The sequence below is a fragment of the Methylobacterium sp. E-066 genome (genome assembly GCF_022829635.1).
Taxonomy (GTDB): domain Bacteria; phylum Pseudomonadota; class Alphaproteobacteria; order Rhizobiales; family Beijerinckiaceae; genus Methylobacterium.
This window is the reverse complement of the sequence record NZ_JAKSYO010000037.1, coordinates 92,507-112,147: the sequence shown is the minus strand read 5'-3', so window position 1 is coordinate 112,147 and position 19,641 is coordinate 92,507. Positions and strand designations below refer to the sequence as shown.

19 protein-coding genes and 1 pseudogene are annotated in these 19,641 nt (G+C 69.3%); 5 read left to right on the top strand and 15 right to left on the bottom strand.

The features are described from left to right. Window positions 1–20 precede the first annotated feature (20 nt). Genes MKL20_RS03370 through MKL20_RS03330 form a run of 9 tightly spaced genes read right to left on the bottom strand, consistent with a single transcriptional unit; the run spans window position 21 to window position 8,855 of the window. Window positions 21–1,799 carry a patatin-like phospholipase family protein gene (locus MKL20_RS03370; RefSeq protein WP_244035488.1) on the bottom strand — a complete coding sequence of 593 codons (1,779 nt, stop codon included), beginning with the start codon at window positions 1,797–1,799 and terminating at the stop codon, window positions 21–23. Next, window positions 1,796–3,022 carry a pyridoxal phosphate-dependent aminotransferase gene (locus tag MKL20_RS03365; RefSeq protein ID WP_244035487.1) on the bottom strand — a complete coding sequence of 409 codons (1,227 nt, stop codon included), beginning with the start codon at window positions 3,020–3,022 and terminating at the stop codon, window positions 1,796–1,798. Before MKL20_RS03365 ends, MKL20_RS03370 begins: the two co-directional genes overlap by 4 nt. Window positions 3,023–3,029: 7 nt before the next feature. Then, window positions 3,030–3,728 carry a glycosyltransferase family 2 protein gene (locus tag MKL20_RS03360; protein WP_244035486.1) on the bottom strand — a complete coding sequence of 233 codons (699 nt, stop codon included), beginning with the start codon at window positions 3,726–3,728 and terminating at the stop codon, window positions 3,030–3,032. Window positions 3,729–3,731: 3 nt separating this feature from the next. Next, window positions 3,732–4,784, bottom strand: coding sequence for a radical SAM protein (locus tag MKL20_RS03355; RefSeq protein WP_244035485.1), 1,053 nt, complete (start codon window positions 4,782–4,784; stop codon window positions 3,732–3,734). After that, complete coding sequence (locus tag MKL20_RS03350) at window positions 4,781–6,139, bottom strand: glycosyltransferase 87 family protein (RefSeq protein ID WP_244035484.1); 1,359 nt, start codon at window positions 6,137–6,139, stop codon at window positions 4,781–4,783. The genes MKL20_RS03355 and MKL20_RS03350 overlap by 4 nt, the downstream gene beginning before the upstream one ends. After that, window positions 6,136–6,879 (bottom strand): DUF2064 domain-containing protein, encoded by a 744-nt coding sequence (locus MKL20_RS03345; RefSeq protein ID WP_244035483.1) that lies wholly within the window; start codon window positions 6,877–6,879, stop codon window positions 6,136–6,138. Before MKL20_RS03345 ends, MKL20_RS03350 begins: the two co-directional genes overlap by 4 nt. 19 nt (window positions 6,880–6,898) lie before the next feature. Then, on the bottom strand, window positions 6,899–7,429 hold the full coding sequence (locus MKL20_RS03340) for a hypothetical protein (protein WP_244035482.1): 531 nt from the start codon (window positions 7,427–7,429) through the stop codon (window positions 6,899–6,901). Further along, the gene (locus tag MKL20_RS03335; RefSeq protein ID WP_244035481.1) at window positions 7,426–8,199 is read right to left on the bottom strand and encodes a molybdopterin-dependent oxidoreductase; all 774 of its coding nucleotides are present in this window, start codon (window positions 8,197–8,199) and stop codon (window positions 7,426–7,428) included. Before MKL20_RS03335 ends, MKL20_RS03340 begins: the two co-directional genes overlap by 4 nt. Continuing rightward, complete coding sequence (locus MKL20_RS03330; protein ID WP_244035480.1) at window positions 8,196–8,855, bottom strand: cytochrome b/b6 domain-containing protein; 660 nt, start codon at window positions 8,853–8,855, stop codon at window positions 8,196–8,198. The genes MKL20_RS03335 and MKL20_RS03330 overlap by 4 nt, the downstream gene beginning before the upstream one ends. A gap of 173 nt (window positions 8,856–9,028) precedes the next feature. Here MKL20_RS03330 and MKL20_RS03325 point away from each other — a divergent pair, with 173 nt between their 5' ends. Continuing rightward, on the top strand, window positions 9,029–10,015 hold the full coding sequence (locus tag MKL20_RS03325) for an AraC family transcriptional regulator (protein WP_244035479.1): 987 nt from the start codon (window positions 9,029–9,031) through the stop codon (window positions 10,013–10,015). Window positions 10,016–10,691: 676 nt separating this feature from the next. After that, the gene (locus MKL20_RS03320; protein WP_244035478.1) at window positions 10,692–11,582 is read left to right on the top strand and encodes an alpha/beta fold hydrolase; all 891 of its coding nucleotides are present in this window, start codon (window positions 10,692–10,694) and stop codon (window positions 11,580–11,582) included. Window positions 11,583–11,642: 60 nt separating this feature from the next. Here the strand turns inward: MKL20_RS03320 and MKL20_RS03315 are convergent, their stop codons facing one another. Both MKL20_RS03315 and MKL20_RS03310 read right to left on the bottom strand, forming a co-directional pair. Beyond that, entirely contained in the window at window positions 11,643–12,413 is a 771-nt protein-coding gene (locus MKL20_RS03315) for an SDR family NAD(P)-dependent oxidoreductase (protein WP_244035477.1), read from the bottom strand. 238 nt (window positions 12,414–12,651) lie between these two features. Further along, a complete protein-coding gene (locus tag MKL20_RS03310; RefSeq protein WP_244035476.1) occupies window positions 12,652–13,341 on the bottom strand; it encodes an SDR family NAD(P)-dependent oxidoreductase in 690 nt (229 codons plus the stop codon). Between the two features lie 100 nt (window positions 13,342–13,441). Here MKL20_RS03310 and MKL20_RS03305 point away from each other — a divergent pair, with 100 nt between their 5' ends. Further along, on the top strand, window positions 13,442–14,374 hold the full coding sequence (locus MKL20_RS03305) for a LysR family transcriptional regulator (protein WP_244035475.1): 933 nt from the start codon (window positions 13,442–13,444) through the stop codon (window positions 14,372–14,374). Window positions 14,375–14,387: 13 nt separating this feature from the next. Here MKL20_RS03305 and MKL20_RS03300 read toward each other — a convergent pair whose 3' ends face one another. The 3 genes from MKL20_RS03300 to MKL20_RS03290 all read right to left on the bottom strand — a co-directional run bounded on the left by MKL20_RS03300 (window position 14,388) and on the right by MKL20_RS03290 (window position 16,541). Continuing rightward, window positions 14,388–15,104 (bottom strand): SDR family oxidoreductase, encoded by a 717-nt coding sequence (locus MKL20_RS03300; protein ID WP_244035474.1) that lies wholly within the window; start codon window positions 15,102–15,104, stop codon window positions 14,388–14,390. Window positions 15,105–15,131: 27 nt separating this feature from the next. Beyond that, window positions 15,132–15,806: a peroxiredoxin-like family protein gene (locus MKL20_RS03295; RefSeq protein WP_244035473.1), complete on the bottom strand. Its 675-nt coding sequence runs from the start codon at window positions 15,804–15,806 to the stop codon at window positions 15,132–15,134. A gap of 99 nt (window positions 15,807–15,905) precedes the next feature. Then, window positions 15,906–16,541 (bottom strand): glutathione S-transferase family protein, encoded by a 636-nt coding sequence (locus MKL20_RS03290; RefSeq protein WP_244035472.1) that lies wholly within the window; start codon window positions 16,539–16,541, stop codon window positions 15,906–15,908. Between the two features lie 122 nt (window positions 16,542–16,663). Between MKL20_RS03290 and MKL20_RS03285 the strand changes: the two are divergent. Both MKL20_RS03285 and MKL20_RS03280 read left to right on the top strand, forming a co-directional pair. Continuing rightward, window positions 16,664–17,569 (top strand): annotated as a pseudogene (locus MKL20_RS03285) (LysR family transcriptional regulator). 96 nt (window positions 17,570–17,665) lie between these two features. Continuing rightward, the gene (locus tag MKL20_RS03280; RefSeq protein WP_244035471.1) at window positions 17,666–18,436 is read left to right on the top strand and encodes an enoyl-CoA hydratase/isomerase family protein; all 771 of its coding nucleotides are present in this window, start codon (window positions 17,666–17,668) and stop codon (window positions 18,434–18,436) included. Between the two features lie 68 nt (window positions 18,437–18,504). Here the strand turns inward: MKL20_RS03280 and MKL20_RS03275 are convergent, their stop codons facing one another. Then, window positions 18,505–19,473 carry an alpha/beta fold hydrolase gene (locus MKL20_RS03275; RefSeq protein ID WP_244035470.1) on the bottom strand — a complete coding sequence of 323 codons (969 nt, stop codon included), beginning with the start codon at window positions 19,471–19,473 and terminating at the stop codon, window positions 18,505–18,507. Window positions 19,474–19,641: the final 168 nt, after the last annotated feature.

Here is a 19,641-nt window from a genome sequence, read left to right as displayed (position 1 = left end):
AGCGCGAGGACCGGAGCGGCTCATGTCCAGTCTCGCAGACGGCCCGAGTCCAGCGCTTCCCGGGCGCAGCGATAGCCGAGTTCGGCCGTCGTCTCGAAGCTCGACCATGCCCGCAGGTCGACCCCGGCCAAGGCGGGCTTGAGCAGGACGGCGGCGCGGGTGACGGCTGCCATGGTCTGGGCGTCGCTCGACACCATGGCGGAGCGCAGGAGCAAGTGGGCGATGCCGGGGAGCTGGTCCGAGATGCCGAGGAAGCGGCGGAACGCCCGCGCGCCCCGGCCCTGCCGCGGCATGACCTGGAAGGCGGTGTCGCTGCCGACATCCACCGCGAGGACCGGCCCGCGGTCGAGATCGGCCATCACGTCGGCGGGCAGGTTGTTCATCATGCCGCCATCCACGAGAATGCCGTCCGCGCTCGCCACCGGGGGCAGCAAGCCGGGAATGGCGATGCTGGCGCGGATCGCCCGGTCGAGAGGGCCGGCCCAGTGGACCATGGCCGTGCCGGTGCTGAGGTTCGAGGATACGCAGAAGAACGGGCGCCAGAGATCCTCGACGCGGGCATCCCCGAACCGCGCGGCCAGCCCGGCATCGACCTTGGCCCCGCGCGTCAGGGCGTGGAACGGCAGGGTGTAGTCGTCGAGGGGGTTGCGCCCGAAGGACGCGACCGTGTGGGTCTCGATGGCGTCGAGGCTCCAGTCCAGGGCGACGCTGGCGGCCAGGATCGAGCCCATGCTGGTGCCGCCTACGAGATCGATGTCGAGCCCCGCCTCGAAGAGCGCCCGCAGGACGCCGAGATGGGCGAGGCCGCGGGCCCCGCCGCCGCCGAGGACGAGGGCGCGGGCATGACCGGACGCGATCCGGGCCAGCCGGGCGAAGTCGCCATCATGGTTCTCGCGCGCCTGGAGCCGCAGGGAGAACGGGAGCGCGGCGACATCCGGATGCAGAGGGCGCGGAAGGCGCGCCCCGGCGGGCTGCGCCACCGCGAGGTCCATGCGGATCCAGGGGGAGCGGATCGAGGCTAAGTAGGCCGCGGCGCCGGGCCTTGGCGGCGCGCCGGGCTCGGCCAGCAGCAGGACGTGGTCGGCGTGGCGCAGGCAGAGCTGGCACCACGGGCAATCGATCTGGTGGGCGACGAAGACCGTGCGGTCGTGGGCCTGCTCGTAGCGGTGGAACCAGGCCTCGTCGGCCTCGGGCGGCCATTCGGAGAGGCAGCCGGTCCGCCCCGGCAACGCGGCATCGAGGGCCTGCGCAAGCCGCTCGCCGAAAGCCGTCGCCTGACAGCCCTCGGTCGCCGCCAGGACAGCGAAGCTTCGCGGCGCGTGGTTCAGGGTCACGCCCGTATGGGCGGTGCGCAGCCGCGCGGCCAGGATCCGGGCGAAGTAGAGCAGCGTCCCGGGGTGGGTGGCGATCAGATCCGCGAACGCCGCGCGGGAGAGGCGCAGGAGGTGGGTGTCGCGCAGGGCCGTCGCCGTGATCGAGCGGGGCTCTCCGGTGAGCAGGGCAAGTTCGCCCACGGTATCCGGCGGTGACAGGCGGGTGAGGCGGCGAACGCTGCCGTCGCGCGGGTCGCGGGTCGAGAGGCCGACTGCACCGCTGACCAGCGTGTAGAGCGCGTCAGCCTCATCCCCCTCCTCGAACAGCGTCCGCCCCCCGGCGACGGCGACCGAAGTCATCCGCGCCCGGATCGTGTCGGCCGCGTCCTCATTGAGGCTGGTCAGGAACGGGATCTCCGGGCGCCCCGGGGTGATGACGGGCGGGACAGGCACCAGGTCGCAGATGTCGAGGCGTTCGGTGCTCATCGGCCGGCGCGCCTCAGCAGGTGATCCGCGAGGATCCCGAGCGCCGCGCTGCTGCCGACGCGGCCGAGGCCGAGGCGCAGGCGATCCGTGGGGATCGACGCCAATGCCGAGTGCCACAAGGTGGAGGGCAGCACGAGGACGCCGTCCTCGGACGCGAGGGTACGGGCGAAGGTGGTCGCCCCCTCCCGCCCGCGGAATCGGGGACAGGCGAAGGCCAGGTTGGTCGGCTCGTCCGGATCGAACAGGTCCGGGTAGCGGTCGAGCAGCGTCCGCAGGCGGCGATGGTTGCTGTGCCCAATCCCGCGGGCGCGGCCGGTCAGGCGCGGTTCGGCCCGCAACGCTACATGCGCCAGGATCTGGCTCGGCACGGCGAGGCAGCTCGACAGCAGATTCTTGGCCGCGAGGATGCGGTCGAGCGCGCCACGGTCGCGACAGGCGGCCCAGCCGACGCGCAGGCCCGGAAGCCCGAATCCCTTCGACAGCCCGTTGATGGAGATCCCGCGCTCGTACAGGTCGACGACGGGCGGGACGGCGCGCTCTTGATCGAGATCCGTCTGGCGGTAGACCTCGTCGTTGACGAGCCAGAGCCCGTGCCGGCGGCAGAGCTCGATCAGACCGTCCAAGGTCGTCAGATCCAGCACCGCAGCGGTCGGGCTGTTGGGGAAATTCATCAGCACCAGCCGGGTGTTCGGTCGAATGGCCGCCGCGAGTCGGTTGAGGTCGAGCTTCCAGTTCCGGTCCGGGTGAAGAGCGATGCCATCGGCCGCGCACAGCCGCGTCACGACGAGTTCCGAGGGCTGGTAGATAGGCACGACCACCACCGCGTGGTCTGCCGGACCGAGGAGCGCGCTCAGGACGCAGGTCACCGCTTCCTGCGCGCCTGCACTGACGAGCACGTCGTCCGCCTCGAGCCGGTGGTAGCGGGCGGCTACGGTGGCGCGCAGCCAGGAGGCGCCGCGCGGTTCGGCGTAGCCGAGATCGGCTTCCCGCCAGCGCAGACGATCCTCCGGGCCGGCAAGGTGCAGCAACGCGGTGAGCGTCAGCGGTTCCGAATCTGATGCGGCGAGGGCGTGGTGCGCACAGCCCGACCAGCGGTCCAGATACGCCGCCAAAGCGAACGTACGCGACGTAGCGATCCCGTTATCCTGCCCTGTGTCGAGGCCGACCTCCTCCGTCTGGGTGCCGGCCCACAGGCCCGGTCCGGCGTCATCTTCGAGCGCCATCGCCAACTCACGCTCCCCGCACTGGCCCTGCGGCGACGCGCAGGTAGGTCGCGCCGATCCGCGTGGCGGCCCGCAGCGTGCCACCGAGCGAGCCCGCGACCTTCGAGGATCCACCCAGCCGGCGCTGGTAGGGCATCGGCACCTCGCGGATGCGCAAGCCCGCACGCGCGGCCTGCATCTGCATCTCGATGTTCCAGCCGTAGGTCAGCTCGCGCAGGTCGAGACCGCGCAGCGCGGCGCGGTCGATGGCGCGGAAGGCGCACATGTCGGTGTACCGGACGCCGTAACGCAGGCCGATGCCGAGGCCGGCGAGGCGGCCGGCGAGCACCTGGTGCCAGAGCATTGATCCGGGCTCGCGGCTGCCCAGGGTGCGCGAGGCGAGGACGAGGTCGTGGCTGCCGGCGAGCACCGGCCCGGCGATCCGGTCGATCAGATCGCCGCGATCGGCACCGTCCCCGTCGAGGTAGACGATCACCCGCGAGGCCGGGTCGGCGGCGGCCGCCCCAAGGGCGCAGGCCCGGCCGTAGCCGCGCCCGGCCTCGATCACCCGGGCGCCCGCGGCCCGGGCAATAGCCTGCGTCCCGTCGGTCGAGCCGCTGTCGGCGACGATGATGTCGCCCGCGTAAGCCGGCGGGATCTCGGAGATCACCACGCCGATCGCCTCGGCCTCGTTCAGGGTCGGGATGACGATGCTGACCGGATGCATCGCTCAGAGACTCCAGCGCAGGCCGCAGTTGCGGCACGGCGCCGGCGGCGCGTCGGAGAGGAGTTCGGAGCGGAAATCGCGATAGGCCGCGCCGTTCCAGATCTCCCGGAGCGTGGACTGCGTCGCGTCGCCCAGCGTGTAGTTGGCGTAGCCGCGCATCGAGAACGGCGCGATGCAGCAGGGCAGCGCCCGTCCGTGGGCGGTGACGTACATCAGGGACCAGGGTCGCCGGCAGGTGGCCCAGGCACGGTCCTCCTGCTGCTTCAGGCTGATCCCGGGCTCGGTCGCGCCCGAGGCGTCGAGCGTCACACCCAGCGCGCGGCCCAGAGCCTCGGCCTCCGCGATCGCCGCAGCTTCCTCGGTCTGCGCGCTCTCGAACAGCGACAGGTCGGCGCGTGCCATGCCGTACCCGGCCTCGTCGAAGACGAGGCGCTGCAGGTGCACCTCGGTCACGCCCATCTCGGCCGCGAGTCGGACGAAGGCCGGGAGCTGGTCCACGGTCTCCTTGAGGCCCGTCAGCCAGAGCGAGACCCGGGGCGTCGTGGCGCCGGACGCCTTCTGGAACGCGACGAACCTGCCGACGTCGCGCACGATCCGGTCGAAGAAATCCTTGCCGCGCACCCTGCGGTACGAGGCCCGGTCGGCAGCGTCGAGGGAGACGCGCAGCTCGTCGAGCCCGGTATCGATCAGCTCCCGGAAGCGCTTCGGCTGCATCAGGGTGCCGTTGGTGTTGAACAGGACGTAGGTGCCGCGGTCCTTCAGGTAGCGGACCATCCGCGGCAGGTCCTTCACCAGCATCGGCTCGCCGACCCCGTGGAGCACGACCCGAGCGACGTTCGGCACCTGGTCGACGATCCGCGTGAACAGATCCCAGCTCATGTCGGCCGGGGGTTCCAGGGTCTCGAAGGTGCGCGGGCAGGTCTCGCACAGCAGGTTGCAGCGGTTCGTGACCTCCAAATAGAGGCAGACCGGCGGCGCTACGGCCTCGGAGGCGCGGTCTGCGCCGATCGCCTCGAAGTAGCGGCGTGGATCCTTCAGGGCGGGTGAGGCCGTCATCGTGCAGTTCCTTGCGGGAGGGAGGCCTGAGGCGCGGTGCGGGTTTGCCACAGGGCGCGGACGGCCAGGACGAGGGCCGGGACGAAGACCAGCGACGGCCAGAGGAAGCGGTCGTTGAACGGATCGATCAGGCACAGGATCGGCGCCGCGCCGAGCCAGATCAGGGCTGGGGCCGGGGCGACCACCGCTGGCAGCGCCAGCCAGGGATAGTACCAAGCGTAGTGCGGGCTCGCCGCGCAGGTGGTGAGGGCGGCGAGGAGCCCGGCATCGCCGCACAGCGCGACCGCGTCGGGCGCGGGTGCCCGGTCCCGGCCGAAGGCGATCCGGACCGCGAGCGCGGCGAGCGTCAGGCCGGCGCAGACCAGATAGGTCCGCAGCAAGCCCGGAAGACCGAATCCCAGATGGCCGAGCCCGGCGAGCAGCCAGTAGCCCGCGCCGGTCTCGTACCCTTCCTCGGCCCCGTAGCCCCCGGCGAAGCCGAGCACGTCCCGGCCGGCGCCGAGATAGGGCAGGTAGAGGACGGCGATCACCGCCGCCCCGATGAGCATGGGCCGCCACAGCCGGCCACCGCGCACGAAGGCCGGCGCCACCGCGACGGGCAGCAGCTTCACCAGCGTCGCCGCGCCGAGCAGCGCGCCCGCGAGCCCGTACCGAAGGCGGGTGCGAGCCAGCAGCGCGAGGCCGAGGAGGCCGATCGCCACCGCATCGACATGTCCGTCGCAGGCGAAGGACCACAAGGCCAGCGGGTTCCAGGCGTAGATCAGGATGCGGGCCGACGGCAGGCCGGCGCCGCGCAGGATCGCGAGCATGGCGAGCACGCCCAGGGCCTCGAAGCCCAGCATCGCCAGCTTCATCCCGGTGACGCCGTGCGAGACTTGGCCCACGGCGGCGAAGACCATCTGCGCCGCGGGCGGGTAGATCGTGCGCGCGTAGTCCTTGCGGTTGATCAGCGGGTAGACCGCCGCATCGCGCAGCCGGTCGAGAGCCGGATCGGCCGGGATGTAGCGGTAGGGGTTAATCCCGGCAGCCTGGACCTGCCCGTCCCAGACGTAGCGGTAGATGTCGCTCGACAGGAACGGCGGCGCCGGCAGCAGCGCGGCCCGCATCGCCACGGCGAAGCCGAGGATCGTCCACAGGGCCGTGGGCGGCAGCCGCTCCCGCAGCACCAAGCGCACGGCGAGGAGGTAGATTCCGAGACCAACCGCGACCACGCCGACGAAGACGTTGGCGCGGGCCACGGAGCCGACCGTGTCGGCGCCCGGCACGTGGATCGCGAGCGCGCCGACATTCACGACGAGCAGCCCGAGACCGAGGGCCGCGAGCCGGTGCGCGGGGCTGCCGAGAAGCCGGGTCATGCCGGGACGGCTTCCGAGGTCTCCGTGAGCCGTGCCAGCACCGCGCGCGTCGCCGGGGCCGCGTAGCCGGACGTATCGGCGCAGAGCTGCGCGAGCGAGGCCGCGTCGTCGACGTCGTACCAGGGGTCCAGCTCGACGAGGGCGAGGCCGATCTCGCGCGCCCGGGCGCGGGTCGCGGCCGCGACGGTATCGGTGCTCCAGGCGATGTCGGCGAAGAGGTGGGCATGGGCCTGCTTGAGGCCGAGGATGTAGTAGCCGCCGTCTCTGCAGGCGCCGAGCACGGCCCTGTCCCCCGGCGCCAGCAGGATCCGGGCGGCCTGGACGAGGAGGCGCGTCGGCAGCGTCGGGATGTCGGCGCTGAGGACGCAAGCCGCTGCATGGCCCTCCGCGAGCATGCCTCCGACGGCCTGCAGCAGGCAGCGGCCGAAACCCTCGACTGCCGCCGGGGCCGGGATGTCGCCGTCCGCCGGGACGAGCTGTGTTCCGATGACCAGATGGGGGCTGACCAGCGCCTCGGCGCCGCGCGGCGCGTAGGCCGCGTAGGCGGCGATCGGCGCGGAGCGGGCCGCCTCCAGGATGTTGGCGGTCGTGTCGCGCAGGAAGGCACCGCTCAGGAGTGCGGCCTGGTCGGGCGTCAGCGGCGGGCACAGCCGCGTCTTGGAGCGGCCGCTGCGCGGCGCCTTGGCCATCACGCCGATCGCGCAGGTGGCGGACGATCCGGACGTCGGTCCTGGTGCCATCTCCAAGATTCCTCCGTGATCAATGGAAGGGCCGGACGATTCCGAGGCGGAGCGTCTCGTCCGGTTGAACCGCGGTGGCCGAGCCCGGCGCGAAGGCCGGCAGCGCGCGCAGGCGCTCCGGCGTCAGGCCCATGAGGGCGACGTGCTCGCCGAGCAGCGCCACCGCTTCGACCGGCACGGCCACGAGGCGGGATCCGACCCCGCTCCAGGCGACCGGCTGGAGTCCGAGCCAGGTCAGCCCGAGGACGCCGTCGAGGCGCACGATCACGTCGGCGCCGCCGTCGTTGCGGCGGACGAGCCCCGTCACGCGGCCGAGCACGGGCTGTGATTCCTCCGGCTGAAGCAGGAGGCGGCCGGGGAGATCGCCGACGCGCACAGGCTGGGGAAACCGGCCGGCCGCGCGACCCGCCATCTCGGGGGCGGTCATGCCGGGCTTCGGCATGTGGTCGGGGGCCGGCGAGGGACCGGCCGTCTGCGCCTGCGCCGGCCCGGCTAGGGCCAGCGTCAGCAGGACGACGCCCCGGGCGCACCGGATCGCGCGGGCACTCATAGGCCCGCGAACCAGTTGAAGCCGCGATTCTCCCAGTAGCCGCCGGGATAGGTGTTGGTCACCTCGATGGCCGTGATCCATTTGGGATTCTTGAAGCCGAGCTTGACCGCGGTGCGCAGGCGTAGCGGGTACCCGTAGGGGTCCGGCAGCTCCGCGCCGGCATAGCGGGTGGCGAGCAGCGTCTGCGGGTGCAGTGCGCTGGCCATGTCGATGCTGCTCGGGTAGTCGTCGGCCGACTTGAAGGCGACGTACTTGGCGGTGAGGTCGGCGCCGACGCACTCCAAGAAGGCGCGGAGCGGCACGCCCGACCACTGCCCGATATAGTCCCAGCCCTCCACGCAGACGTGGCGGATGATGATCTCGCGCTCGGGCAATTCCGCGATCTGCCGACGCGTCCAGGGCCGCTTGTCGGAGATCAGCCCGGCGAGTTCGAGCCGCCACGCCGCGCCGTCGATCGGCTTCACGTCCTCGACGTCGTAGTAGGCGTTGAAGCGCGGCGGCTTCAGGACCTGGGAGGCGGGATACTCGGGCGCGAGCTTCCGGGGATCAAACAGGGCGGCCTGGACGCCGTCGTTGAAGTTGGAGACGGCGCGCAGCGCCCGGCCGACCGCGGTCGTGTCGGTCACGTCGCAGCCGGTGAGCATGGTGAGCGCGCCCAGCGTCAGGCCGCCGCGCAGCAGACCGCGCCGCTCGATCTGCCGGACCAGGGGGCGGTGGTCGTCGAGGATGCCGGGATCCGGCACCGTGCGGGGGCGGAACGGCGACCTCATCGCGCCGCCTCCCGGGCCACGGCCGGGAGGGCCGGCTGGCGGACCGGGCCGCCGGTCAGCATCGCCCACAGCGTGCGCGGCACGAGCAGGGCGAGCACGACGTGGATGGCGAGAAAGCCCGCCAGCACCGCCATGCCGGCGAAGTGGACGAGGCGCGCGCCCTGGAAGCCGCCGAGCAGCGCGACGAGGCCGGAGAACTGGACCGGCTTCCAGATGGCCAGCCCGCTGACGACCTGGCTGATGCCGGCCAGGATGGCGACGATGTAGAGGATCTTCTGGACGGCGTTGTAGGTCGTCAGGTCCTCGTGCGCGAGCTTGAGCCGCAGCGTGTCGCGGACCGTCTGCACGATGTCGCTCGGGCGGATCGGCAGGAGGCGCTCGCGCAGGCGCCCGGTCGCGACGCCGTAGACGAGATAGGCGCCGCCATTGGCAACCAGCAGCCACATCGCGGCGAAGTGCCAGAGCAGGCTCTCGGCGGCCCAGGACCCGAGGCGGATCGCCTTGGGAAAGTACACGCCGTGAATAATGACGGAATCGTCGTAGATGCCACAGCCGGAGCCGATCAGCACCACCATCGCCACGGCGTTCGTCCAGTGCATGATCCGCACCGGCCATGGGTGCAAGCGACGCCTGGATCTGATCGCGTTCATCTTCATGATAGCGGGCGCCCTTCGTGTGTTTTGATCCAATACGTGGTCGTAAATTGATGAATTATGGGATCGACAAGCCATATGGGAAAAGCCAATCGCGAAGTTGCTTATCGTGATGACCTAGATCTTCGACTGAAGACGCTGACATTAATTCACCAGTAAGAGCGCACGGAGTGCCCATGTCCTGCGATATTCTTCCGCGTCTGTTCTCGACTTTGTCCGTGCAGGTCCATGCGTTCGCGTTCTGTGAGATCCAGACCGGGTGGCAGCTGGCGAAGAACGGCATGACGGACGCGATTCTTGTCCATTACGTTCTTGCGGGCTCAGGAACGATCGTGGTCGAAGGTCAAGAACCGCTGCGTTTCGGGCCGAATTGTATGGTGATCCCACCGCGCGGCATGCGGCACTCAATTGGTTTCGCGGGAGCTACCCGAACGGTTACGGCCGAAGACGCGCGCAGAGTTCTTCCGGATGGCCTTATTGCGCTGACGGCGGGTGATGGAAGACAGGACATTTTACTGGCCTGCGGCTCTATCGCGGCGCGATATGCCGGCGCGCTCGGTCTTTTCGACCGTCTGCACAACGCCTTGATTGAAGATTTATCCGGCAGCGACAGGCTGCGCCACGCCTTCGCTTTCATGATCGAGGAACTGGTCAATCCAAGTCTTGGTACGCAGGAGGTGACGAGTGCGCTGATGAAGCAGTGCCTGACGATCTTGCTTCGGATCCATCTGAAGGAGAAAGGCGCTGAATCGCCGATCTTCGAAGCGCTGCGCGATCCGAGGCTGGTCCCGGCGATCGCGGCTGTCCTCGACGCGCCTGGGGCGCAGCATACGGTCGATAGCTTGGCTGCGCTCTGTGGAATGAGCCGCTCCGGTTTCGCCGAGCGCTTCTCCGCCACATTCGGCGAGGGTCCGATCGAATATCTGCAGCGGGCGCGTCTGCAGCTGGCAGCCAAGCTGCTGACGTCCTCGCCCATGCCCGTGAAGGTCATCTCTGAGAGCGTCGGTTACGCAAGCCGCAGTTACTTCTCGCACGCCTTCAAGACCGCTTACGGGTGCGATCCGAGCGCCTACCGCGCTCAAGCCACGAGCCTGGTCAGATCGCTGGAGCCACAATCCGACCTCGGGATCGACGGCGCACGGCGGAAGTCCGAAAGGCCTTGAGCGTGCATGCGGGTGGATGTCTTCCGAGTTGGACACGAGCACCGAGGGTATTGCCATCATCAACGCCGGATAGTCTCGCCAAAAACTTGCGATGGTGGAACCCTCGCGGCGTGCGTTATCGTTCAAAACAGGTGCTGTGGCTCGAACTTGGTGGTTTCTGAAATTAAACCCGCATATAAGCGGCGCGTCGATAAAGACGGCCTGGATTTCCTCAGGGGGGCCTCATTCGTAAAACGAAGGACGGCCTTCCGAGCATGAGGAATCTTAAAATTCCTGCTCTTCAGTATGCACGGCGCGACCCGAGAAGCGGCGCTTATCAAGGCCGAAAAACCTCGAAATCAGGATCGGCCACGCCGATCGATGATGCTTTTCGTGAACGAGGCACAGACGCTTGGCCTGGTTGGGTCGATGGCCAGCCCCGATGAAAGACTGGTCTGCTCGGCGAAGACCAGCAAAGAATGACGCATATCGGCCACCTCGGCAGACGATCAAAGCGGGCCACCCGAGGTTTGCTGTCCTTAGACATCACCCCGCTTCGGATATCCACCGCGTCCGCGTACGGATCGAGGCCCGCTGACGAGTCGAGAACGGAATCGCACAGTCACTCCTGGCACCATCTGAAGATCAGAGACGCGGATCTGCGGGTGCCATGTCCCGCCATTTGAGATGCGAAAGGATGTTCATGCCGTTGGTCCTAGCGCCTGGCACGCACAGCATCGCCGTGAACGGCGTGGCTCAACATTATCACGTCTCCGGCATCGGACCCTATTGCATCGCGCATGCCGGTGGCCCCGGCATAGACGCCAGCTACTTGCGATTGCCTCTGCTCGAAGAGAGCCTGACCATGGTGTATCTGGACCCGATCGGCACAGGATCGTCCGGACGCCTCGCGACCCATCCCCAGGGGTACAGCGTAGACCGCTTCTCCGAACAGCTGCTCGCGTTCATCGACGCGGCCGGTATCCCCGATCCTTACCTTCTCGGTCATTCGCACGGAGCCTTCGTGGTACTGGAGGCAGCGCTCAAGCGGCCAGGAGGACTCGCGGGTCTGATCATGTATGCCGGCGCTGCCTACACAGGCGGCGCCTTCATGGCCGATGCGAGCGCTGAGATCGCCGCCTTCGTGGCACGCCACGCGGGGACGGCGGAAGCCAAAGCGGTCGAGAGGGCCTGGGCCTCGATCCCCACCATCCGCACAGACGCGGCCTATACCGCGGCGCTGCGCGACCTCCTTCCGGCCTATATGTCGGACTTCCGGCGCTGGCCTGACATGCTCGCGACCCTGCAGCGGCGGCTCCAGGCGACCCCGTTGGTCGGCGATGGCCAAGTCTTCGACGTTCGTGACCGTCTCGCCACCTTGCAGGTTCCGGCGCTCGTCGTCACCGGAACCGACGACTTCATTCTCGGCCCGCGCCACGCGGCGTTGCTGGCCGATCTGCTACCGCAGGCGCAAATGAGAATCTTCGAGCAGAGCGGCCACTTCGCCCATATCGAGGAGGCCTGCGCCTTCGCGGAGGCCGTCCTTCGCTTCACGGGACGTCCGGGCCGAGCGTTGTCCGGTATATGACGGCCGTGCGCTCCTAAGATCCCCGATCTCAGGCGCTCCACCGAGGTGCTGCGTGGCTGTCTAGGGCAGCGTCACACCGGACAGCGTCGCGCACCGGTCCAGCAGAGCCTCCTGCAGCCCGACGCGACGGGTGCTGGGCTCCGGCAATTTCTCGCGCTGGTGATAGAAGTACCGGCCCGTGACATGGGTCGCTGGGTCGTCCCCGACCGCCAGCCATGCCTGGGTCACGGGCGCGGCGGCCATATCATCCGGCGCACCGGGACCGCCCATACGGGTGGGTACCCAGCCCGGTTCGAGGGCGTTCGATCGCACCGCGGACCAGCGTCGTGCCACGCCGAAAGCCAGCAGGACATTCAGGAACTTCGTTTCCGCGTAAGCCTGCGATCCGCTCCAGCGCCGTCTGGTCCATTGCAGATCGTCCATGTCCGGGATACCGCCTGGGTGCATGCCCGAGCTCAGGTAGACGAGGCGGTCTGGCCTCTCCATCAAGGCCGTGAGCACGTAGGGCGCCAAGACGTTGATTGCGAAGAGATGGCTCAGACCATCCCGGGTCTCCAGCCGGCGCACTTCGCGATAGCCGATGCCGACATTATGGATGACGGCGTCGAAGCGCCCGATCGTGTTGGCCTGCTCGGCCACGGATCGCATGCCGGCGATCGTGACGACATCGCCGATGACGATTTGGGCGGCGTTCGGAAGCGCCCGTCGCGCGACCTCGCCGCGATCGGTGTTCCGCGCATGCAGCACGACATCATGGCCCTCGCGGGCCAAGCGCTGGCCCGCCATGAGCCCGAGGCCATCCGACGATCCGGTGATGAAGATAAGGGCCATCGTCAGTCTTTCAGCAATGCTTCGGCCACAATCGGCGTTTGAGAGCGCTGCAACGACGCAGCCGCCCGTAGATCGTGCGTCGCGAATTCCTGCTCGGGCAGCACCGCTCGAGGCGATGACGGGCGGCTCTGCGCCGCAACCGGAGTCGTTCCGGTCACCGTCGCCGACCTCCTCGGGTGGACGCTGCCTGCCGTGGTACGTGGGTGGCGCATGTCCGGTTCGCCTCGCAGTCAGCCGGTCACCAGGGAAGCGGATTGTTGAACCGGTCGACGTAGCGCAGCCCGGCCAAGCCGCGGTTCGCCTCGATCATGTCGACCACGCGCGGGATGCTCTCCGCGACGGACAGAGCCGCATCGCCGCCGCCCATCTCGGTCCGCACCCAGCCGGGGGCGACGAGGAGCAGGGCGTGCCCGTCATCGCAGTGCTTCGCCGCATAGCCCTTCATGAGCATGTTGAGCGCGGCTTTGCTGGACGCGTAGAGCTGCCAGAAGCCGGTCGCGTTCGCGATGCTGCCGAGCTCGGAGCTCATGATCCCGATGGTGCCGCCGGCCGGCACCAGATCCCGCAGGAGCTCGACCGCGCGCACGGGCGAGAAGGCGTTGGTCAGCATCATGTCGAGAAAGTCCGTCTCGTGTGCGCTGACCGGGCTCGCCTCGATCGCGCGGGCGATGCCGGCATTGATGAACAGGACGTCGACGCGTCGACCGCTCAAGCGCTCGCGCAGCGCGCGGACCGAGCTTCCATCGTTGATGTCGACCGCCTGGATCTCGAGGCTGTCGGGGAAGCGGTTCGCGAGCGCCTCAAGCTGGTCGGAGCGGCCGCGTGCCGTTGCGATCACGCGCCACCCACGCCCGAGCCACTCCTCCGCGAGGGCGAAGCCCAGTCCGCGCGAAGCGCCGACGACGAGCGCCGTGGATTGCCCTGTCATGAGAGCCTCCTCTGAATTGCCACGGCTCTATGTGGCGTAGAGTCGGGACAGGAATTAGCGTCGTTCTGTCAGATCATTCCGGACTCGGAGTCATGGAACGATGCCTTACGATGGCCGACTGCTCGCCGGCGTGACGGTTCTGATGGCTGTGGTCGAGGCCGGAACCATGACCCGAGCGGCCGAGGCCCTCGGGCTCACCCAGTCGGGTGTGGGACGCGCCATCCAGCGTTTGGAGACCCGCGTCGGTGTGCGGTTGCTCGATCGCACGACCCGGACCTTGCGGCTCACCGACGAGGGACGTCGCTTCTGGGAGCGGGTCGGCCCGCATCTCGACGGGATCGAGGAGGCGGCCCTGGAAGCTGCGGGCAGCGCGTCGACGGTGCGCGGGCGCCTGCGGGTGAATGTCGATCCGTTTTTTTCGCGCCTCGTCCTGTCGCGCGAGCTGACGCGCTTCCTCGCGCTCCATCGCGAACTGCGGCTCGAACTGATCATGCGCGATCAGATCGGCGACCTCGTTGCCGACGGGTTCGATATGGCGCTGCGGTTCGGGGATCCGCCGGTGGCGGGCTTCACCGCGCGCAAGCTCCTGGAAACGCGGATCCTGACAGTCGCGGCGCCGGCATACCTCGCTGCGCACGGCCGCCCCGCGCACCCGCGCGACCTTCGCGACCACGCCTGCATCGACTATCAGAATCCGCTGACGGGGCGCCCCTTCGCGTGGGAGTTCCGCCGCGGCGACGAGGTCGTGCCGGTGCGGCAGCCGGCGCGCCTGATGGTGTCGGACGTCGAGACGATGATCGGCGCCTGTTGCGAAGGCGCGGGGATCGCGCAGGTCATGCAGCTCGGCAGCCGGAACTTCGTCGCGAGCGGCAGGCTCGTCGAGATCTTCCCGGACTGGCCCGACGAGACCTTCCCCCTGTACGCGATCTACCCGTCGCGCCAGCATCGCGCCGCGAAGGTCCGCGCCTTCACCGAATGGTGCCTGCAGCTGGTCGGCGGCGACAACGAGCTCGATGCCGCCGCGACACGGTGAGCCGCGTCCGGGGCTACAGCGCCGCCCGGCCGATCGAGGCACCGCCGTCGACGTAGAGCGTCTGCCCCGTCATGAACGCCGCCCCGTCCGACATCAGGAACGCGATGGCTGCCGCGATCTCCTCCGGCCGTCCGAAGCGGCCCATCGGCACCCCGGCGAGGTAGTGCGTCTCGCCCGGGCTGCCCGGGGGGTTGTTTGCCCGGAACAGCTCGGTCTCGGTCGGGCCCGGCGCCACCGCGTTGACGGTAATCCCGGTCGTTGCGAGTTCGAGCGCCCAGGAGCGGGTGAAGCTGACCAGCGCCGCCTTCGCGGCCGCGTAAGCCGTGCGCTCGACGCTGCCGAGGACGGTCAGGCTGGCGATGTTGACGACCCGGCCCCAGCCGCGCCGGCGCATGCCGGGCAGGGTCGCCTGCACGGCCTGAAGCGCCGGGTGGAGGTTGACGCGCAGGACCTCATCCAGCGCGGACATCTCAACGGCCTCAAGTCGCTGCGGCCGGACCAATCCGACATTGTTGACCACGCCGTCGAAGGCGAAGCGTCCGGTCAGGTCCGCGAGGATCGCGTCTGAGGCGTTGCCGTCGGCGAGGTCCACCGGCACGAGGGTGCCGGGGAAATTATCGAGGCCTCCGCGCGCAAGGCCGACGACGTGGTGGCCGTCGCCGGCGAGACGGTGGGCCAGCGCCAGCCCGATGCCCTTGCTGGCACCGGTCACGAGAAAGGTTCGGGACATCCTGGATCTCCTTGCGGCCGTGTCTTGTCAGGCGGGAATGGAGGCGGCGCGGCGGAGCGCCGGCAGCATGTCCTCGGGCTCGGGACGGCGGGTGTAGTCGGGGTTCACCTCGGCGTAGAGGATCACGCCGTCCTGCCCGACGACGAAGCATCCGGGCATCGGCAGGGTCCAGCTCGCGTCGCCGTTGAACGCCGGCAGGTCGTTCTTCAGGCTCATGTAGAGATCGACCAGATAATCGGGCAGCGCGAAGCGCAGGCCGAACGCGGCCGCGACGGCGTTGTGCGGGTCCGACAGGATCGGGAATTCAAGGGCATTCTGGCGGACCGACTTCCGGCTGTTGGCCGCCGTCTGCGGCGAGAGGGCAACGAGGCTCGCCCCGAGCTTCTCGAATTGTGGCAGCGCCTCCTGAAGCGCCCGGAGCTCCATGTTGCAGTAGGGGCACCACACGCCGCGGTAGAAGCTGATCACGAGCGGCCCGCGCGCCAGCAGGGCATCGGAGGAGACGGGCTGCCCCTCCGGGTCGTTGAGCGTGAACGCCGGCGCCCGGTCGCCGGCCCTGAGGGCACGGGTCGCGGCGCCGGTGGCGATCAGTTCCGCGGTGGCCCGGTGCATCGTCCGGATCACCGAGGGCGGGACGGTGTAGGGGGGCTTGCCGGCCTCGAAATCGGCTTTGAACGCGTCGAGCTTGGATTGCAGGGTCATGGGTTTGTGCCTCGTGCGACAAGCTGGCGAGCTGGCTTGCGCTGCTACTGGTTTGCGGGAATGGACCGGCCCGGGGCGTGTCCGGTGGCGTGCGACCGGTCAGGCCTGCGGCACGAGCGCGTTCACCCGCTCGATCGCGCGCTGGACAGCGGGACGCGCGGCCATCGCGTCGTACCAGCGGGCGACATGCGGCGTGTTCTCGAAGCTCACGCCCGCGAAGTCGCGTCGCCAGAGCCAGCCGAAATGGGCGATGTCGGCCACCGTGAAGGCGTCGCCGGCGACGTAGCGGCGTTCGGCCAGGACCCCGTCGAGTACACCGAGTGTCCGGTTCGCCTCCGCCGAGAAGCGGGCGATGGCGAGCGGCTGCGGCTCGGCGGCCTGGCGCTGGAAGAAGCCCGCCTGCCCGAAGGCCGGGCCGAGCCCGGAGGCGTGGAAGAACAGCTGCTCGAACACGCGCGCCCGGCCTTCGCCGTCCGGCGGCATCAGGCGGCCGCTCGTCTCGGCGAGGTAGACCAGGATTGCCGCGGACTCGGTCAGGACCAGCCGGCCATCGGCCGCCGCCGGATCGATCAGTACCGGCACCTTCGCGTTCGCGTTCAGCGCCAGGAATTCGGGCGCCTTCTGCTCGCCCTGACGCACGTTCACGCCGTGGAGGCGGTACGGGAGGCCGAGTTCCTCCAGCGCGATGAGGATCTTGATGCTGTTGGGCGTGGCGAAGGCATAGACCTCGAACATGTCCGCGTTGCTCCGGCGGGGCCACCGCAGTTGCGCGGTGAAGACGGCCGAACTGATGCGCCTCCCCCGATGGACAGGGCAGAAGGCCCGAGGCGATAACGCTCATTCCAGGGAGGCATGGCGTGGACCGGTATCAAGCGATGGCCACCTTCGTGCAGGTCGTGGAATCGGGCTCCTTCTCGGGGGCCGCCCGACTCTTGAATGTCGGCCAGCCCGCCGTCTCCAAGACGATCGCGCAGTTGGAGAACCGGCTGTAGGTCAGCCTGCTCGTCCGCTCGACGCACGGCCTGAGCCCCACGGAGGCGGGCCTGCGCTTCTACGAGCGGGCGCGGGCGGCCATCGCGGAGGCGGACGAGGCCGAGCGCGCCGCCCGCGGTGCGGGGGCCGGTCTCTCGGGACGGCTGCGCGTCTCGGCGGCGACCACCTTCGCCCGGCTCCACGTGGTGCCGATGCTGCCGCGCTTCCTCGCCGAGCACCCGGACCTCGACATCGAGATCGTCCTCGACGACCGGGTGATCGACCTCGTCGGCGAGGGGATCGACCTGTCCCTGCGCATGGGGACTTTGCCGGACTCGGCCGCCGTCGCGCGCAAGCTCGCCACCGGGGGCCGTTCGGTGCTCGCCACGCCCGCCTATCTTGCCCGCGCGGGCGAACCGCGCAGTCCCGCGGACCTCGCCGGGCACGAGGCGGTGGTCTACAGCCGGCAGCCCGATGCCTGGTCCTTCACCCGGGACGGCGCCGAGATCTCGGTTGCGGTGCATGGCCGCGTCCGGGTCAGCGCGGCCGAAGGCCTGCGTGCGGCCGTGCTGGCCGATATCGGGCTCACCATCGCGTCGGACTGGATGTTCGCCCCCGAACTGGCGAGCGGCGCGGTCCGGCGGCTGCTGCAGCCCTGGGCGTTGCCGATGATCGATCTCTGGGCGGTCTTCCCCACCGGCCGCATGGCCAGCGCCAAGGCGCGGCTCTTCGCCGGCTTCGTCGAGGCGGTGATGGCCGAGACCCGGGAGCCCCATTCCGCGACGGCATAAGTCTTATCGCTGCGCGCCGTCATCCGTCGCCGGGCGGCGCCGTCTACCTCGTCCTCACGCCGACCAACGGGGCCGGCCACCACGAGGACAGCACCGATGGCCCGTTTCGAGACCTACCGCGACGCGTTCCCCAACGCCCGCCTGACCCGGAAGCCGAACGGCGTGCTGGAGGTCATGCTCCACACCGAGGGCGGCAAGCTCGTCTTCAACGGTCACACCCACGAGCAGTTCGTCGACCTGTTCCACGCGATCGGCGAGGACCGCGACAACCGGGCGGTGATCCTGACGGGGGCGGGGGACGCCTTCATGGACGCGATCAGCCCCGAGGGCTTCGATTTCTTCACGCCGCAGGGCTACGACAAGATCCTGCGGGAGGGCCGCAAGGTGCTCAGCAACATCCTCGACATCGAGGTGCCGATGCTCACCGCGCTCAACGGGCCGGTCCTGCTGCACAGCGAATACGCGCTGCTCACCGACATCGTGCTGGCCACGCCCGAGACGGTGTTCCAGGACAAGCCGCATTTCGAGTTCGGGATCGTGCCGGGCGACGGCATGCACATCCTGTGGCCTGAGGTGATCGGTTCGATCCGCGGGCGGTACTTCCTGCTGACGCGGCAGGTGCTGGATGCCCAGACGGCCAAGGATTGGGGCGTCGTCAACGAGATCGTGCCGCAAGACCGGCTGCTGGCCCGGGCGCACGAGATCGCGGACGGGATCGCAGCCCTGCCGCCGCTCACCGGCCGCTACACGCGGATCGCGCTCACGCAGCGCCTGCGCCGGCTCGTCGAGGAGGGCACCGGCTACGGCCTCGCCCTGGAGGGCATCAGCGCCGCCGACGTGGCACGGACCATGGCCGCCCAGAACTGAGTGAGCGCCCGATCCGAGCCATCCCACGGCGTGTCGGGCCCGCGACGATGGCCCGGCGCGCCGGAGGCTCAGAAGTAGGCCCGGATCTCTCGGGCGATGTCGTCCCCGTTCGTCTCCAGCGCAAAGTGGCCGGTGTCGAGGAAGCGGACCCGTGCGTCCGGGATATCGCGCTTGAACGCCTCGGCTCCGGGCGGGATGAAGAAGGGGTCGTTGCGCCCCCAGACAGCGAGGAGCTTCGGGCGGCGCTCGCGGAAGAAGGCCTGGACCAGCGGGTAGCGTTCCAGGTTGCGCTTGTAGTCGAGCTTGAGCTTGACTTGGCGGTCCGCATTGCCCGGTCGCGCCAGAATGGCGGCGTCGAGCGTGTACGACTCGGGCTCAATGACCGACGGGTCGGGCACCCCGTGGAAGTAGGGTGCCTTGACGCCGTCGAGGGTCATGCGGGCGCGGATGGCCTCCACGGCGGCCTCGTTCGGCTTTTCCCAATAGGTCCTGAGAGGCGCCCAGGCCGCCTCGCCGAGCCCCTCTAGATAGGCGTTGCCGTTCTGGGACACGATGCCGGCGATGCGGTCGGGATGCGCGAGCGCCAAGTCCCAACCCACCGGAGCCCCGTAGTCGAACGTGTAGAGGCGGTAGCGCCGGAGGCCGAGGACGTCGACGAAGGCCTCGATCGTTCGCGACAGCGACGCGAAGTCGTAGACGTAGCCGCGGTCGTCCGGGACCACCGTGAAACCGAAGGACGGGAGATCCGGCGCGATCAGGCGAAACCGGTCCGCGAGCCTCGGCATGAGATGGCGGAAGTAGAAGGACGAATTCGCGAAGCCGTGCAGCAGCAGGAACACCGGGGCGTCGGGCCGGCCGGCCTCGCGATAGAAGACGTCCACGCCGTCGGCCCGGACCGTGCCGTGGCGGACCTCTGCGACCTCGACGGGCCGCGTTTCCGCCGCGACGGCGCCGACCGGGCCTAAGCCTGCCGCCATGACGCTGCCGGCGAGAAGACTCCGCCGCGTCGCCCTGGCAGGCCCGTCTTGGAATGCCATGTCCTGTCTCATCGCTCCACTCGCATCTGTGCGGGCCGGGGAACGTCCGGATTGCTCGCCTCGCGACCGTGAATGTCGCGCACGTCGGGGCGGATGCACCGGCCTTCGCCGCGAGCCCTCCGACCGTGCCGCGGCTTTTAGGCTCGGGACCGGACTGTGTGATCACGA